Source organism: Flavobacterium daejeonense DSM 17708 (assembly GCF_000425425.1).
Lineage (GTDB): Bacteria > Bacteroidota > Bacteroidia > Flavobacteriales > Flavobacteriaceae > Flavobacterium > Flavobacterium daejeonense.
The window spans coordinates 78555-95306 of the sequence record NZ_AUDK01000010.1 but is presented as its reverse complement, the minus strand read 5'-3'; the positions used below and the strand labels follow the sequence as shown (position 1 = coordinate 95306).

The 16752-nt window shown below is 35.1% G+C and carries 13 protein-coding genes and 1 tRNA gene; 9 read left to right on the top strand and 5 right to left on the bottom strand.

What is annotated here, in order from left to right:
• Positions 1-203 precede the first annotated feature (203 nt).
• Entirely contained in the window at positions 204-1091 is an 888-nt protein-coding gene (locus H599_RS0108730; RefSeq protein WP_026713780.1) for a carbon-nitrogen hydrolase, read from the top strand.
• 94 nt (positions 1092-1185) lie between these two features.
• On the opposite strand, the gene H599_RS0108725 is transcribed toward H599_RS0108730, so the two are convergent.
• On the bottom strand, positions 1186-1890 hold the full coding sequence (locus H599_RS0108725) for a hypothetical protein (protein ID WP_026713779.1): 705 nt from the start codon (positions 1888-1890) through the stop codon (positions 1186-1188).
• Positions 1891-2331: 441 nt separating this feature from the next.
• Here H599_RS0108725 and H599_RS0108720 point away from each other — a divergent pair, with 441 nt between their 5' ends.
• Positions 2332-3372 (top strand): agmatine deiminase family protein, encoded by a 1041-nt coding sequence (locus H599_RS0108720; RefSeq protein WP_026713778.1) that lies wholly within the window; start codon positions 2332-2334, stop codon positions 3370-3372.
• 208 nt (positions 3373-3580) lie between these two features.
• Here the strand turns inward: H599_RS0108720 and H599_RS0108715 are convergent, their stop codons facing one another.
• Both H599_RS0108715 and H599_RS0108710 read right to left on the bottom strand, forming a co-directional pair.
• On the bottom strand, positions 3581-4291 hold the full coding sequence (locus H599_RS0108715) for a DUF3307 domain-containing protein (RefSeq protein ID WP_026713777.1): 711 nt from the start codon (positions 4289-4291) through the stop codon (positions 3581-3583).
• Positions 4285-4890 (bottom strand): hypothetical protein, encoded by a 606-nt coding sequence (locus H599_RS0108710; RefSeq protein WP_026713776.1) that lies wholly within the window; start codon positions 4888-4890, stop codon positions 4285-4287. The genes H599_RS0108715 and H599_RS0108710 overlap by 7 nt, the downstream gene beginning before the upstream one ends.
• Positions 4891-5129: 239 nt before the next feature.
• On the opposite strand from H599_RS0108710, the gene recG reads away from it, so the two are divergent.
• From recG to H599_RS0108680, 6 genes are all read left to right on the top strand, one after another.
• The gene (recG, locus tag H599_RS0108705) at positions 5130-7241 is read left to right on the top strand and encodes an ATP-dependent DNA helicase RecG (protein WP_026713775.1); all 2112 of its coding nucleotides are present in this window, start codon (positions 5130-5132) and stop codon (positions 7239-7241) included.
• A gap of 260 nt (positions 7242-7501) precedes the next feature.
• Positions 7502-8557, top strand: coding sequence for an efflux RND transporter periplasmic adaptor subunit (locus tag H599_RS0108700; protein ID WP_026713774.1), 1056 nt, complete (start codon positions 7502-7504; stop codon positions 8555-8557).
• A gap of 96 nt (positions 8558-8653) precedes the next feature.
• Entirely contained in the window at positions 8654-11749 is a 3096-nt protein-coding gene (locus tag H599_RS0108695) for an efflux RND transporter permease subunit (protein ID WP_026713773.1), read from the top strand.
• Between the two features lies 1 nt (position 11750).
• Positions 11751-13064 (top strand): TolC family protein, encoded by a 1314-nt coding sequence (locus tag H599_RS0108690; protein ID WP_026713772.1) that lies wholly within the window; start codon positions 11751-11753, stop codon positions 13062-13064.
• A 199-nt stretch (positions 13065-13263) separates the two neighbouring features.
• Positions 13264-13351, top strand: a tRNA-Ser gene (locus H599_RS0108685).
• Between the two features lie 259 nt (positions 13352-13610).
• On the top strand, positions 13611-14831 hold the full coding sequence (locus tag H599_RS0108680; RefSeq protein ID WP_026713771.1) for a site-specific integrase: 1221 nt from the start codon (positions 13611-13613) through the stop codon (positions 14829-14831).
• 59 nt (positions 14832-14890) lie between these two features.
• Here the strand turns inward: H599_RS0108680 and H599_RS0108675 are convergent, their stop codons facing one another.
• Positions 14891-15181, bottom strand: a complete 291-nt coding sequence (locus H599_RS0108675) for a MerR family transcriptional regulator (protein ID WP_026713770.1) — start codon at positions 15179-15181, stop codon at positions 14891-14893.
• 49 nt (positions 15182-15230) lie between these two features.
• Entirely contained in the window at positions 15231-15668 is a 438-nt protein-coding gene (locus H599_RS0108670) for a hypothetical protein (RefSeq protein WP_026713769.1), read from the bottom strand.
• A 645-nt stretch (positions 15669-16313) separates the two neighbouring features.
• Here H599_RS0108670 and H599_RS0108665 point away from each other — a divergent pair.
• Positions 16314-16706: a single-stranded DNA-binding protein gene (locus H599_RS0108665; protein WP_026713768.1), complete on the top strand. Its 393-nt coding sequence runs from the start codon at positions 16314-16316 to the stop codon at positions 16704-16706.
• Positions 16707-16752 lie beyond the last annotated feature (46 nt).

The window sequence follows — 16752 nt, the reverse complement described above, 5'->3', positions numbered from 1 at the left end:
AAAACAGGAATATAGTAGACGTAAAATTTTCACCATAAATTAAAAAAATAATTTTCTGACAAAAATAAATATAAAATTGATTTAATCCACATTTATGTAAGATAAATGTAATAACTACAATTTTGTAACTTATCACTTTTCTAAATCCCAATATTCTTACTCTTCATAAAAATACCTATTTTTGCAGTCTAAAATTTTTAGCAATGCCAAATAAAAAATACAAAATAGCGGTTATTCAGTTAAACCTGAATGATGTAGCCGAAAACAATCTTAAAAAATGTATTAGTTGGGTAAGAGATGCCGTTGCACAAGGCGCTGAGGTTATTTCCCTTCCTGAATTATATAGCAGTCATTATTTTTGTCAAAGTGAAGATGTAAATAATTTTGCTTTGGCTGAACCATTATACAGTACTTCTTTTATCGCTTTTAGCGAATTGGCTAAAGAATTAGGCGTGGTAATTATCGTGCCTTTCTTCGAAAAAAGAATGGCTGGCATCTATCACAACAGTGCTTACATTATAGATACTGATGGAACAGAGGCAGGATTGTACCGCAAGATGCACATTCCGGATGATCCGGCATTTTACGAAAAATTCTATTTCACTCCGGGCGATTTAGGTTTCAAAAACAATCCTACTAAAAAAGGAAACATTGGAACTTTAATTTGTTGGGATCAATGGTATCCGGAAGCAGCTCGTTTAACAGCACTTAAAGGTTCTGAGGTATTGTTTTACCCAACTGCTATTGGATGGCATCCTCAAGAAAAAGAGCAATACGGTGCCAACCAATATGGTGCATGGATGAATGTAATGAAAGGTCACGCGGTAGCTAACGGTGTTTATGTAGCTGCAGCTAACCGAATTGGTCTGGAAAAATATTTACCGGATACTGCCGGAATTGAATTCTGGGGAGCTTCTTTTATTTGCGGACCGCAGGGAGAAATTTTAGCACAGGCTTCTCATGATAAAGAAGAAATCCTAATCGCTGAAGTAGATTTAGATTTACAGGAAAATGTACGTCAAAACTGGCCTTTCTTCAGAGACCGAAGAATTGATGCTTTTGGTGATATTACAAAAAGAGCGATTGATTAACCTCATTTTTGAATAATAAAAAAATGGACTAAGGGATACTTTAGTCCATTTTTTATTTAGTCCTTTTAAATTTACAATTACTAATCTTTTAAAATTATTTCGCTTTATACAATGTCATTTTTTTATTTTCAAGATTAATTTTCACATAACCACCTCTAATTGTAACAAATACATTTTTTCTATCAAGAACAACTACAGAAGTTGGATACAAACCGTCCCAAAATAAATCATCAAAAACGGTCTTTACTTGCCAATTTTTATCAATTGTATAAAACCCTTTATGACCAGCTATATATAAAACACCTTTATGAATATTCATTGCAGAAGGTGAATCTCCCAGTTTTATTCCTTTTGAAATTGAAAATGAATTATGAATACTTTTAAGTTTGAAGAGACTACCATAATTAGTTCCCATATGTGCAACTCCTCCCATAAAACAAATGGAATCATTAAATTTAAAAACAAAATTTGCATTTCCACTTTGGATAAGCTTAGAATCTTTTAACATTTTAGTTAATGGATCTTTATCTAACATCATTAAACCTCCAAAAAATCGGGGACGAATTTCATTGATGTTTTTTCCATTAACAAAAAATTGTTGAGTAGAATCTTTAGGTTTAAAATACAGACCTCCTCCAAACTCACCTCTATTAATTCCTATCAATTTTCCAATAGGAATATCTAAAATCACATTAGGATTGTATTTGTATTTTTCCACTTGAATTTTTCCATTTTTCAAAGTAAAAACAAACTCTTTATCTGATGCATGATTAAATTCATACCATTCTTTACTATCCATTTTTGGTATTGGACAAACTATAAAATCTTTCAATGAATAATTCTGAGCCAAACAAGATAGAGGTTGACTCAATATAATTAGAAGGAGAAATAAACGGAGTGTTTTCATTTTCTATTAAAATATTAAATCAAAGTATTATCAAATATAAACAACTTTCTCTCACAAAACATTTTTAAAAATTTATTTTTCCTACAAAAAAAACACTTCCCTAGCCCAGATCAAAGTGAAAAGCGTATGTCGGGAACGTCTCGTTTTTCTTGTGCCGGGAGAGCGACTAAAAAAAGCTCCTCCCGACACTTGGAAAAACAAGGCTTTCCCAAATACCTTGTAACGGAGAGCTGGAAATTGCTCCTTAAAAAACTATAAGTAATAATGGTCACTCATTTTTATAATCCTTACGAATACGTATATTTGCGGTCTCAAAATAATAAGCCTTTTTTTATGACAACTACTACAAGACGTTTTCCTGCTGAATGGGAAAAACAAGAGGGAATTTTACTTTGTTTTCCGCACAACGGAAACGATTGGCCGGGGAAATATGAAGCCATTCAATGGGCTTTTGTGGAGTTCATTAAAAAAGTGGCTACTTACGAAAAGGTTTTTTTGGTGGTTATTGACCAAAAACTGCAAGCAAAAGTAACAGACATGTTGGATCGTGCGAGAGTTGATTTAGATAAAATTACTTTTATCCAACAAAAAACAAACCGTAGCTGGATGCGTGATTCGGGGCCAATTGTTGTTTATAGAGATGGCAAAAGAGAAGCTTTGAATTTTAACTTTAACGGTTGGGCAAAATATAAAAACTATCAGTTAGACAAACATGTTCCTGCAAAAGTGGCTGATGCTTTACAAATACCATTAACTCAGGTTAGCTACAAAGGAAAGCCTGTAATTGTTGAGGGTGGCGCGATTGATGTAAACGGTCGTGGTACACTTTTAACCTCAGAAGAATGTTTGATGCACCCGAGTATTCAGGTGCGTAACGCCGGATTCACTAAAGAAGATTACGAAGCAGTTTTCAAAGAATATTTAGGCGTAACCAACGTGATTTGGTTAGGCGACGGAATTCAGGGCGATGACACGCACGGTCACATTGACGATTTAGCTCGTTTTATCAACGAAGACACGATTGTTACCATTGTAGAAACGGATAAAACAGATGCTAATTACGAGCCTTTACAGGAAAATTTAAAACGTTTGCAAAACGCCAAATTAGAAAACGGAAAATCGCCTGTAATCGTGACTTTACCAATGCCAAAACAATTGGATTTTGAAGATTTACGTTTGCCGGCAAGTTATGCCAACTTCTTAATTTTAAATAATTGTGTATTGGTTCCTACTTTCAACGATGCGAACGACAGAAAAGCTTTGAACATCCTGGCAGAATGTTTTCCAGACAGAGAAATAATCGGAATTAGTGCGATTGATTTGATTTGGGGATTCGGAACCTTACACTGTTTGAGTCAGCAAATTCCGGAGTAAGATTAATTCTTTCTTACCGGAAAATCTTTTTTCTTACCGCAAAGGGAAAAAGTTTACGCAAAGCTTCGCAAATTTTTTTAAAAGATTTAGCGAAGCTTTGATGTTTTAAATCTGCTGAATCTGCTAAATCTGAGTGCAAAATATAGCAATCAGATGTAGCAGATTTTTTCTTTGTAAACTCTGCAGAATAACTTTCAAAACTTTGCGGTTAAATAAAGCATCGATACAACATCGCACATAAAACCCCAAAACCGAAACTCAACAAAGTTCCTATCAAAATATATTCGGTCAAACGAACGTCTTTGGATTCTTTTAAATCTCCGAATCTAAAAATGGATTTAGCTGCCAACAAAAATCCGATTCCTTCCCAAAAATTGATTACTACAAAAAAGAAAATAAACAATCGCTCCAAAATCCCAATATATTTCCCGGCATTATTCGTTTTTCCGGCATCACTTTTCGTAATTTGAGCACTCCATTTCGACAATAATACTTTCAACACAATCGCACTTACATAAGTCACCAAAACTAATGAAGTAAGCAAAGCCAGACTTTGTTGAGAATACAAATTTTCAATAGGAATTTCATAAGGGAAATAATAATAAACCACCAAGACAATCATCATCAAATGCAGCAATTGATCCGCAAAAAACCATAATTTCTCCGTTTTCTTTTTCCCGAAATGCAATTTAGCACCGTCAATTATCAAATGACTCCAGGCTAAAAAAAGCACCCCTAACAAATACTCTTTATTGAATTGGGTAGCAATTAAAAGCAATCCCAAATGCACTCCGATATGGTAATACAAATATTTTGATTTGACTTTTTTCCGTTGTTTATCCCTAACCCAACTGGAAGGCTGTAACAAAAAATCGCCAACAAAATGTGCTAAAATCAGACTTAAAAATAATACTACCATTGTTTTTGAATTTGTTGTTTATAAAATGAAATCATGTTTTTCAGCTCTTCATAACCTGCTCTTTTCAGCGACGAACTAATAGAACTTTGACTTTTTCTGTTCAGGGATTCCGCTAATTGACTTTGATTAAACTCCGGATTTTCTATTGCTTTTTTCAAAATTTCAGCTGAAGTACTGGTCCAGTTATCGGCAATCATCAACATAAACGGAAAGACAACCGAAAAAGTTGCGTTCATCGGTTCCCAAGGCGTTTTAAGCCCTAAGGTTTGCTTTTTTAAATCTTCAAAACATTCACCCGAATTTATAAATGCCTCGCCATTGGATTCCGTGATTTTCTCCGCCAAATAATCTACAGCCCCCACTCCTATTGCCATTCGAACATCTATTTCTTTAAATTGCTTAATCGTCGCTTTTATACACAAAGCAATTTCGAGTGCCTCTTCGGCAGGAACAAGCAACTGAAAACTATCTCCCCGATAAATTTCCCAATCTTTAGGTTCGCTTCCATAATGACTTAAAACTGTTTTTAGTTCCGGCAACCAAATTGCCGATGCCAGTTTTCTGGAACCCATAATATCTCCTGTAATAACTGCTTTCATTTTTTATGATTTTAATGCAAGATACAAAAAATATCGCTAAATAAAACGATAATTTAAAATATCGTTAAATAAGACAATAATTAAAAATATCATCAAATACAGCGATACTTAAATTCAAAAGAATTTTCAAAATTCCCAATTAAAAACTATCTTCGTTTTTTGAAATTTAAAGATTAATCCTTTTGTCATTTTTTCATTGTCACCCTGAGCTTGTCGAAGGGTAAAATCTAAAATTCTAAATGTCTTCTAACAATCTCCTGCTTACTCCTATCGAATATCTAAAAGGCGTTGGTCCCAGTCGGGGCGAATTACTTCGTAAGGAATTGGGGATTCACAAATACGGCGATTTATTGAATTTATATCCCAATCGCTACATCGACCGAACGCGATATTACAAAATAAACCAACTGCAAAACAACATAGCCGAGGTACAAATTATCGGAAAAATTATCAATGTCAAAACTGTTGAATTTGCCAAAGGCAGAAAAAGACTCGTAGCTACTTTTGTGGACGAAACCGGACAAATGGAATTGGTTTGGTTTCAGGGACACAAATGGATTCGGGAATCTTTAAAAATAAACGAAGTAATTGTTGTTTTTGGCAAATGCTCTTCTTTTAACGGCGTGTACAACATGCCACATCCCGAAATTGAACTTTGGAGCGAACACCAACAAAGTTTGCGTTCGGCCATGCAGGCAGTGTATCCTTCAACAGAAACCTTAACCAATCGTGGGATTTCGAACAGAGTCATCAATAAAATGATGCAACAGTTATTTATTGAAACACAAGCCTTATTTTCAGAAACTTTACCCGATTACTTAATGCAGGAGTTAAAGTTAATTCCGAAGAATGCGGCCTTATTCAATATTCATTTTCCCAAAAGTGCCAATGCTTTAGCAAAGGCTCAATTTCGATTAAAATTTGAAGAATTATTTTTCATTCAGCTACAATTGATTATGAAAAATTTGATTCAAAAACATAAAATTAAAGGACATCCTTTTAGTAAAGTAGGCGCGCTTTTTAATGATTTTTACCAAAATCATCTGCCTTTTGAATTAACCAATGCGCAAAAAAGAGTTATCAAAGAAATCCGAACCGACATGGGAAGCAACGCCCAAATGAATCGTTTGTTGCAGGGAGATGTAGGTTCCGGAAAAACCATCGTGGCTTTCATGAGTATGTTACTGGCTATCGATAACGGCTTCCAAGCCTGTTTAATGGCTCCGACAGAAATCTTAGCGAATCAACATTTTTTAGGACTTTCGGAATTATCTAACAAACTGAATATAAACATAAAAATACTTACTGGTTCAACTAAAACTTCAGAACGAAAAATCATTCACAAAGAGCTTGAAAACGGGAATTTACAAATCCTGATTGGCACTCACGCTTTACTGGAAGACAAAGTAAAATTTCATAATATCGGATTAGCAATCATTGACGAACAACATCGTTTTGGTGTAGAACAACGCTCTAAATTATGGAAAAAGAATGCTATTCCGCCACATATTCTGGTGATGACCGCCACTCCTATTCCACGCACTTTGGCGATGAGTTTGTATGGCGATTTGGATATTTCTGTCATCGACGAATTGCCCCCCGGCCGAAAACCGATTCAAACCGTACATCGTTACGACAGTAATCGTTTGAAAATTTGGAAATTCATTCGGGACGAAATTGCCTTAGGTCGTCAAATCTACATTGTTTATCCTTTAATTCAGGAATCGGAAAAAATGGATTACAAAGATTTGATGGACGGTTACGAGAGTATTTCCAGAGATTTTCCATTGCCGCAATATGCGATTTCGATTGTACACGGCAAAATGAAACCAGCAGACAAAGACGCCGAAATGAAACGTTTTGCCGAAAGAAAAACCAATATTATGGTGGCTACTACGGTAATTGAAGTGGGCGTAAATGTCCCAAATGCTTCAGTAATGATTATCGAAAGCGCCGAACGTTTTGGACTTTCACAATTACACCAATTACGTGGTCGTGTAGGTCGTGGTGCCGAACAAAGTTATTGCATTCTAATTACCGATCATAAACTAAGTTCAGACAGTAAAACCAGAATGGAAACGATGGTTCGTACCAATGACGGTTTTGAAATTGCCGAAGTGGATCTAAAACTTCGCGGTCCCGGAAATTTCATGGGAACTCAACAAAGCGGTGTACTTAACCTTCAAATTGCTGATATTGTAAAAGACAAAGAAGTCCTTTCGGTGGCACGTGCTTATGCAATGCAAATTGTAAATTCAGATATGGGACTGCAAAAACCCGAACACGCCGTTTTAAAAGCTGTTTATATGGAATTGACTAAGAAAAAAAATATTTGGAATTATATCAGTTAAACAACTACCAGTAAACATTTTACATTTCAAAATTAGTCAGTTACGGTATTTTTATATTTTTTTCCAACAAAAGCAATAAACCTTTATAAAAAAAAGCAGTCCTAACGTACTACTGCATAAAGAATATTGGCAAATTGTTAAAAAACATCTAATTCTTAGTATTTATACGAACAAGCGTTAAATATGATTTAAATTGCAGTTTCTTAATTTCATACAGTTCCTGTAAATAATTTATTTCAAATTTTATTCTTTCATTGACTATGAAAATAAAAAACTTAGTTTACGCCTTACTTATTATTGGTTTTGGTTCTTTTGTAACTTACCGAATTATTGAAAACAAAAAAGATTCGGAAAATGGCAAAGACAAATCAGACAAAAAGAATCCTATTCAGGTGAATGGAATCATTGTAAAACCACAAACTTTTGACAACAACCTTTCCTTATCCGGTTCCATTGAAGCCAATGAGCAGGTGGAAATTCGTTCGGAAGTATCCGGAATTGTTGAAAGTATTAATTTTAAAGAAGGAAGTCAGGTTGTTAAAGGACAGCTTTTATTTAAAGTCAATGATTCGGAACTAAGAGCGCAATTAAGTCAGACTTCCACTAAAGAAAATCTGGCAGCTGAAAACGAAAGAAGAGCCAAACTTTTATTGCAAAAAGAAGCTATCAGTCAGGAAGAATACGATGTAGCCAGAGCCGAATATGCTTCCGCAAAAGCCCAAAGTCAGCTAATAAAAGCGCAATTAGCCAAAACCTCGGTTCGTGCTCCTTTTTCCGGCAAAATCGGATTACGAAATATTTCTGTTGGAACCTACATCACTCCGAGTATTTTAGTAACTAATCTGGTTAACCTTGGCAAACTTAAAATCACTTTTTCAATTCCGGAAAAATACGCTGGTCAGGTAACTGACAATACCGAATTTAATTTCTCTGTTTCGGGATCAAAAGAAAAATTTAAAGCAAAAATATATGCTATCGAGCCGGCGGTTGAAGTAGCCACCCGTACCCTGCAGGTACGCGCCATTACCGAAAATAAAGACCGTAAATTATTTCCGGGAACTTTTGCCGACGTCGAATTGCCGTTAGCTGTCATTAAAGATGCTATTGTAGTTCCTACCGAAGCGGTTATTCCGGTTCAAAACGGAAAAAAAGTTTTTATTTCAAACCAGGGAAAAGCCAAAGAAGTTATGGTAGAAACCGCCACCAGGACCGATGCTTCAGTTTTAATTCTGTCAGGATTAAATCCGGCCGATACCGTAATTACAAGTGGCGTAATGGCTTTAAAAAACGAAACTCCCATAAAGGTAAAGTTATAAGTTATCTATTGTAAGTTATAGCAAATACGTTTTATCCACAACTGACAACTCACAAGCCGCAACTCATAATTCACAATCCATAACTTCTAAAGCATAATGAGTTTATCCACTTTAAGCATAAAAAGACCCGTAATGACGATAGTTATGAATCTGGCTATCATCATTTTTGGAATTATCGGTTACACTTATCTGGGTGTTCGCGAATTTCCTTCTATTGATCCAGCGCAGGTTTCGATTAAAACCAGTTATACAGGTGCCAATGCCGATATTATTGAATCTCAAATCACTGAACCTTTAGAAAAAGCCATTAATTCCATTGACGGAATCCGCAATATCAGTTCGTCAAGTAATCAGGGAAGCAGCAATATTACCGTTGAATTTAATCTGGACAAAGATTTAGAAGAAGCGGCAAATGATGTTCGTGACAAGGTTTCGCAGGCGGTTAGAAAATTACCTCAGGATATTGATGCGCCTCCGGTAGTTTCCAAAGCCGATGCCGACAGCGATGCCATTATTTCGATGACCGTACAAAGTGATTCCAGAAATCAGCTTGAACTGAGCGATTATGCCGAAAATGTTATTTCGCAACGACTGGAAACTATTCCCGGCGTAAGTGGAGTTCAAATTTGGGGGCAAAAACGTTATGCTATGCGTATGTGGATTGATCCGGCAAAATTAGCTTCTTATGGTTGCACGGTAGCCGAAGTAAAATTGGCATTAGACAAACAAAATGTGGAATTACCATCGGGAAAATTAACCGGAAACAATACCGAATTGACGGTAAAAACCGTTGGAAATTTATCCACAGAAGAAGAATTCAATAATATTATCATTCGTTCAAATGGTGATAAAATTGTGCGTTTTAGCGACATTGGAACTGCCGTTTTGGATGCGGAAAATATTGAAACCAAACTTACCCAATCCGGTTTACCTTTGGTTGGAGTGGCCATAGTTCCGCAACCCGGAGCGAACTATTTGGATATTTCTAAAGAATTCTACAAACAATTCGAAATTTTAAAGAAAGATTTACCTAAAGATATTCATCTCAATATTGCTTTAGACAATACTATTTTTGTCAAAAAATCGGTGATGGAAGTTGCCGAGACCCTTGGGGTTTCAATCCTGCTGGTAATCCTGATTATCTATTTATTCTTTAGAGACTGGGCCATTGCATTCAGACCTTTAATTGATATTCCGGTTTCTTTGATAGCGACCTTTTTTATCATGTGGCTTTTTGGATTTTCCATTAACGTTTTAACGCTGTTAGCAATTGTTTTAGCTACGGGATTAGTAGTGGACGACGGAATTGTGGTTACCGAAAATATTTTTAAAAAAGTAGAAGAAGGTATGTCGCCAATTGAAGCAGCCGTCAAAGGTTCAAACGAAATTTTCTTTGCGGTAATTTCTATTTCCATCACATTGGCAGCGGTATTTTTACCGGTAATTTTCTTAGAAGGATTCGTTGGTCGATTATTCCGGGAATTTGGTGTGGTCATTGGAGCTGCGGTATTGGTTTCCGCTTTTGTTTCTTTGACCTTAACTCCTATGCTAAATGCCTATTTAATGAAAGGCGGCGAACAAAAAAAGTCTAAATTTTACCGTTTAACCGAACCTTATTTTGAAAAATTAAACAAATCTTACGCCAAGGCTCTGGATCGTTTTATGGCAAAAAAATGGATTAGTTTCCCCATTTTAATTGCCTGTTTCGGATTGATTTTTACGTTTTATAATTTGCTCAAAAAAGAAACCGCTCCTTATGATGACCGTAGTTCCCTGATTTTAAGAATGACCACACCGGAAGGCTCAAGTTTTGAATACACCGACCGTTTTATACAGGAAATCTCAAAACTTATAGACGATTCGATTCCTGAGAAAAAAGTGAGTCTTACTCTTGTGGCTCCTAATTCGGCGGCAGCAGCTGTCAACAGTGGTTTTGTCCGACTTTCATTAAACGATCCGGAAGAACGAAAAGAAACCCAGCATGATATTGCTGCCAAATTAAGCAAATGGGTAAAACGCTATCCTGATGCTAAAATTTCGGTTACGGAACAACCTACTATTGCCGTAAACCGACGCGCCGGGCAACCAATTCAGTACATTATTCAAAACCAGAATTTTGAAAAATTAGAAGAAAAAATTCCTTTGTTTATGGATGAAGTGGCTAACAATCCTACTTTTTCCATGAGCGATGTAAATTTAAAATTCAACAAACCTGAAATCAATATCAGCATTGACCGCGAAAAAGCTGAAAGTTTGGGCGTTTCAGTAATTGATATTGCGCAAACCCTACAACTTTCATTAAGTGGACAACGTTTTGGATATTTTATCAAAAAGGGAAAACAGTATCAGGTTATTGGACAATTCGATCAAAAAGATCGTTCGAGACCTTTAGATTTAACTTCGATGTATGTTAAAAACAATAAAGGCGAATTGATTCAAATGGACAATATTGTTCATGTGGTGGAACAAAGCAATCCTCCGCAATTGTATCACAACAACCGTTTCATGTCGGCAACTGTTTCAGCTGGTTTAGCTCCGGGCAAAAGTATTAGTGACGGAATTGAAGCCATGAACGAAATCAAAGCGAAAGTTCTTGACGATACTTTTACCACCGATTTAGGTGGAGAATCCAGAGATTTTGTCGAAAGTAGTTCCAATACAGCTTTTGCTTTTGGACTGGCATTATTACTTATCTTTTTAATATTGGCGGCACAATTTGAAAGTTTTGTAGATCCTTTTATTATCATTTTAACCGTTCCTATGGCCGTTGCCGGAGCTTTATTTTCGCTGTGGCTATTTGATCAAACCTGGAATATTTTCAGCCAGATTGGGACAGTGATGCTTATTGGACTGGTAACCAAAAACGGAATTTTAATTGTCGAATTTGCCAATCAGCTTCGGGAACAGGGAAAACCAAAAATGGAAGCCATCATGGAAGCCGCCGAAGCCCGTTTGCGTCCAATTTTAATGACTAGTTTGGCTATTTCTTTAGGAGCTTTGCCTATTGCCCTTTCGTTAGGAGCAGCCGCAACCAGCAGAATTGGTATGGGAGTCGTAATTGTGGGAGGTACTATTTTCTCATTAATACTTACCTTATTTATCATTCCGGCTCTTTATTTTATGTGGTCGAGAGCTAAAAAACATTATCCTGAATTTGAACATATTGAAGCATATGAAAAACAAAGTAACTAATATGAAATATTCAAATCAATGGTTTCTTTTATCGTTGCTGCTTTTCATTTGTACAATGAATACAAATGCGCAGCAAATTTTATCCATCGAAGAAGCTTTAAAAATAGCCTTAGAAAATAATTACGAAATCAAAATTGCCGCGAATGATTTGAAAATGGATCAAACCAATAACAGCATCGGAAACGCGGGAATGTTACCTAAACTTACCGCTTCGATAGTCGATAATAATAATTTACAAAACATATCCCAAACCCGTTCAGACGGCACTGTAAACAGCTTAAACAACGGTAAAAGCAATAGTTTGAATTACGGAGTGGGTTTAGATTGGACTGTTTTTGACGGCATGAAAATGTTTGCCAAAAAAGAACAACTTCAGGAACTTCAGAAACTGGGTGAATCAGAACTAAAATTAAGTATTCTAACCAAAATTGGAGACGTTTATGGTACTTATTATGATTTGGTACAGCAACAGCAACAACTGGCCGCTTTAGACTCTACCATTGTTATTTCAAAACAAAGACTCACTTTAGCTCAAAATCGTTTCAGTATTGGTAAAGCTTCTAAATTAGAAGTTTTAAATGCTCAGGTTGATTTAAATACCGACAAAGTAACTTTGCTAAAGCAAAAAGAATTGCTAAGTAATACTAAAATTTTGATGAATCAAATTCTGGCCAGAGCAACAAAAACCGATTTTAAAGTAACTGATATTTTTAAAGTAGATTCGAATTTAAAACTGACAGAATTAAGCGAATTAGCCCAAAAACAAAATCCACAACTCGAAGCAGAAATCATTAATAAAAGAATTGCCGAGTTACAGCTAAAACAAGTTAAAGCTTCCCGATATCCCACCGTAAAAGTCAATACAGGCTATAATTTTGTAGACACGCAATCGAGTTTGGGCTTTACCACTCAATCTTCGACCAAAGGAATCAACTATGGATTTAGCGCCTCTTTAAATTTATTTGACGGTTTGGCACAACGCCGAAATGAAAAAATAGCCAATTTAGCTGTTGAAAATGCTAAAATCCAAATTGAACAGCAAAATCTTAATTTGGAAACCCAATTAGCAACCGCTTACCAAACCTATTTAACAAATTTAGAATTGATTCAGTTAGAAGAAACCAATCAGGCCATTGCAAAGCAAAACTTAGCTATCACACTGGATAAATTTCACATCGGGACAATAACTACTTTAGAATTCAGAACCGCCCAACTGAACTTTGTAAACGCAACTGTTCGCTACAGTAATGCCCAATATCAGGCAAAATTATCGGAAATTGCTTTAAAAGAATTAGCCGGAAATCTCAATTTTTAATCTGTTTTTCAAAAATTTTAAAATAACAACACATTAAAGTTTCAGAAATTAAAGCTCAAAATCAACACATTAAAAAGAAATAGAATAACTTAGAATCCATTTATCAAAAAATATTGACGGCACTTTGCTTTAAATATTTTTTTATCAGGAAAAACATTCTATATTTGCACTCGCAATCACAAAATGATAGCGACATATTGGAGAAATGGCAGAGTGGTCGATTGCGGCAGTCTTGAAAACTGTTGACTGTAACAGGTCCGGGGGTTCGAATCCCTCTTTCTCCGCCAGTAAAAGTTTCAAAAGAAACTTTAAAAGTCAAAAGCCTTTAAATACTAGTATTTAAAGGCTTTTTTGCTTTTTACCTTATGTCAAAAAGCACATATATTATCAAAGAACGGTTACCCTATGAGTTACCCTGATTATTTTTGTCTATTCTGACAGGAAAAAGGGTAACTAAATCAGGATAATTCCCCGGGAATTCCCTGTAAACACTGGCTATTTACAAAGTTTTTAAGTCAATTTAAATTAATTTAAAAACTAGAAATCATGTTAAAAGTAATCTTCTACATTAAGACAGAAAAGGCCAATGCGCATGGTCTGTCTCCAATTATTGCTAAGATCTCATTTAAGCAGCAATCCATCACAATGTCTACAGGTAAATCAATCTCAAAAGAAAGATGGCAATTTACCAATAAACTCAGGGGCGTGCTTAAGCTCGAAAAAGAAAAAGTAATCAAACAATCACTGGATATATTTCAGATGAATATTGAGAAAAAATTTAATGAACTGGCTAAAATCGACTCCGATGTTTCACTGTCACTGCTCAAAAATGAGGTTAAAGGAAAAGTCATCATTAAATCAAAATCAATAAGCATCGTTGAAATAATACAAAAACACAATGCGTATTTTAAAAAAAAGGTGGATGCCGGAGAACGTGCTGAAGCCTCATTACAGAAATACGAAAGGGCTAAAGATCTTATAGTCCTATTTATGAAAAAACAGTATGGTATCAATAATATCGATGCGACTGAAATAAATAGTGCATTTGTATATAATCTGGAGGCTTATCTAAAATATGAAAGCAATTATAAAGGTAAAATCGGGATTAAAAATAATTCTGTGGTTAAGTACTTAAGAATTTATAAAACAGCCTGTAATTACTGCATAAAAATGGGAATTTTGGATAAAAATCCATTTATAGTCTATGATGGAAAGCTTAATATCAAAGATGCAGTGTTTTTGACCCAGCAAGAACTGTCCTCTATTGAAAATAAAGCTATTTTTAATGAACGTTTAAAAAAAGTTAGGGATATATTTCTATTCAGCTGTTATACTGGTTACGCGCCAGTAGATGCTTCAAATCTTACTAAAGAAAATCTATTCGAGGACACTAACAATGATTTGTGGATTTTAACAAATAGAGCAAAAACAGCAATTAAAGCAAATGTACCTCTTCTTCCTCCTGCACTTAAAATAATTAATAAATATAAGGATCTACAAGATGGCTTGATTCCGTCAATATCAAACCAAAAAATGAATGCCTACTTAAAGGAAATTGCTGATATATGTGGAATTAATAAAAACCTGACATGGTATGTCGCCAGGCATACTTTTGCTACTACTGTTACTCTTGGAAATGGCGTAAGAATCGAAAATCTCTCTGCAATGATGGGACATACCAATATCAGGCAAACCCAACACTACGCTAAAGTTTTAGATGTCAATGTGAAAGAAGATATGAAAAAATTAAAGGCACGTTTCTCTTGAATTTATAGAAAGTTAAATGCGGCAATTCAATTGTCGCATTTAACTTTATCCCCACTATGCTAAGGCTCATTTGCTTTTAGGATTTTTTCAATTTTTGCAGCTTCATATAAAAATATGTCACCTAGTTTGGTATAGGGAAGAATACCATTCAATCGGTATTTTATAATGGTATTATTAGACAATCCAAACATTTTCTTTAAATCTTCATTTCGGTAATACTTCAATGAAGATTTTGATTGCTGTATTTTTATCTTTGAATCTATTGCCTCTAGTTTTCCATACAAAGGAACAAGCATTTTTTCAAGTGCAATCAGGTATTCCTTTTTATATTGCTCACTACTCTCTGACATAATACCTATTTTATTTTATTACATTTCAAATTCTATTTTCTACTGTTAATTACATACTGGCAATTCGCTCTCTGCGTTCTTTAAATACTTCCAAAATCTTGTCCATAAATTTCAAATGTTTTGCTTTATAAGTAAACCCCTTGGCTTCAGAGAATTGCTTACTGATAGTTCTAATCGGCACCTGAATACCCGCATCTCCTATGTAAGTGAAGCTATCAATCATAAATTGCTGCATCATACCCCTATTAATGTTATCATTCTGCCTATCAAAAAACAAAATCTTTTCATCCATCAAAACATAAAATAACTGCGCTAAATCACTCTTGTTATAGTTAGAATGACATTTTCCTTTAACATGGCTTGGCAAGTTTCCGGAATCTAAACTCAGGTTTAACAGATTAAAATCTACTAACTTTTCAAAGTATTCCATTTTGCTGCGTAGTAGTATTACCTCTTTTTGCAGCTGTTCCACTATTAGATTACTCATTGCTACTGTGTTTTAGGAAGCTGACTCACTGATTTCCTTTCTTTTATCTCAATTATAAAATAACTATTTCAAATCAACTTTTTTATGCAATTTATGCTGTACATAGATCAATCAACGAAAATGTCTTCTTGTGTCACATAACGGAATTGTTTGTCCTAAAAAAGATCAAAAAAATTATTAAATGCCAGAACTTGTTAACTCGACTCACTGATTCTTAAGACTTTATTTAGAAATAATTCAACTGCATTTAAATAAAAGCTTTACCATCTCCTTGAACCATTTACGCAATGCCTCTTTCATCGTTTCCACTTCTCTTTTAATTCAAGAACCTGTATGCTTTATTTCATTTCAAGAGCAAAGGTATTTACGTGTTCTTAACGCAGGAACAAGTTCAAGCCCTACGGGTTTGTCAAAAAATCTCCACCCATTCGGGTTGTATTTGTTTGACAAAACCTTGTTCCTACTAAACACTAACCTTTTTATGCTCCTGAAACGAAACAAAGCATACTCCGACTCTTTAGACGAATAAAAAAAATGTCAATTATGGAAAACAAAAGCATTGAAAATGGTAATGAAACGAAACAGCTCCTCCTCTCATTGCCGAATAATAAATCAAATAAAATGTAACAGTAAAAATTAAAGATTATGAACATCATCGGAAGACTGACAAGGGATGCGGAAGTACGCACAACATCACAGGATAAAAAAGTAGTGAATTTTTCAGTAGCTACCAACGACAGCTATCGCAACAAACAGGGCGAACGCATAGAGCAAACAACTTATTTTGATTGCTCTTATTGGATAAGCCCAAATGTGGCGAAGATACTAACCAAAGGCACTTTGGTAGAACTTACAGGCAGAGTTAGCACAAGACCGTGGACAGCAAATGACGGCGAGTTAAGAGCAAGCCTAAACTTCCATACCTCAACTATCAAATTGCACGGAGGTACTAAGAAAACGGAAAACGCTCAGGTTAGTAACAAGCAAGAAAAAACGAAGACCACAAATCAAGAACCAAACGACGATTTACCATTCTAACACAATAAACTCATCTAATCTTTTTCAAATTTTAAAATTTCAATAT

Coding starts and splice junctions, on each gene's coding strand:
- H599_RS0108720 (WP_026713778.1), top strand. CDS start 2,332: ATGACAACTACTACAAGACGTTTTCCTGCTGAATGGGAAAAACAAGAG.
- H599_RS0108690 (WP_026713772.1), top strand. CDS start 11,751: ATGAAATATTCAAATCAATGGTTTCTTTTATCGTTGCTGCTTTTCATT.
- H599_RS0108670 (WP_026713769.1), bottom strand. CDS start 15,668: ATGAGTAATCTAATAGTGGAACAGCTGCAAAAAGAGGTAATACTACTA.
- H599_RS0108730 (WP_026713780.1), top strand. CDS start 204: ATGCCAAATAAAAAATACAAAATAGCGGTTATTCAGTTAAACCTGAAT.
- H599_RS0108665 (WP_026713768.1), top strand. CDS start 16,314: ATGAACATCATCGGAAGACTGACAAGGGATGCGGAAGTACGCACAACA.
- H599_RS0108680 (WP_026713771.1), top strand. CDS start 13,611: ATGTTAAAAGTAATCTTCTACATTAAGACAGAAAAGGCCAATGCGCAT.
- H599_RS0108675 (WP_026713770.1), bottom strand. CDS start 15,181: ATGTCAGAGAGTAGTGAGCAATATAAAAAGGAATACCTGATTGCACTT.
- recG (WP_026713775.1), top strand. CDS start 5,130: ATGTCTTCTAACAATCTCCTGCTTACTCCTATCGAATATCTAAAAGGC.
- H599_RS0108695 (WP_026713773.1), top strand. CDS start 8,654: ATGAGTTTATCCACTTTAAGCATAAAAAGACCCGTAATGACGATAGTT.
- H599_RS0108710 (WP_026713776.1), bottom strand. CDS start 4,890: ATGAAAGCAGTTATTACAGGAGATATTATGGGTTCCAGAAAACTGGCA.
- H599_RS0108725 (WP_026713779.1), bottom strand. CDS start 1,890: ATGGATAGTAAAGAATGGTATGAATTTAATCATGCATCAGATAAAGAG.
- H599_RS0108700 (WP_026713774.1), top strand. CDS start 7,502: ATGAAAATAAAAAACTTAGTTTACGCCTTACTTATTATTGGTTTTGGT.
- H599_RS0108715 (WP_026713777.1), bottom strand. CDS start 4,291: ATGGTAGTATTATTTTTAAGTCTGATTTTAGCACATTTTGTTGGCGAT.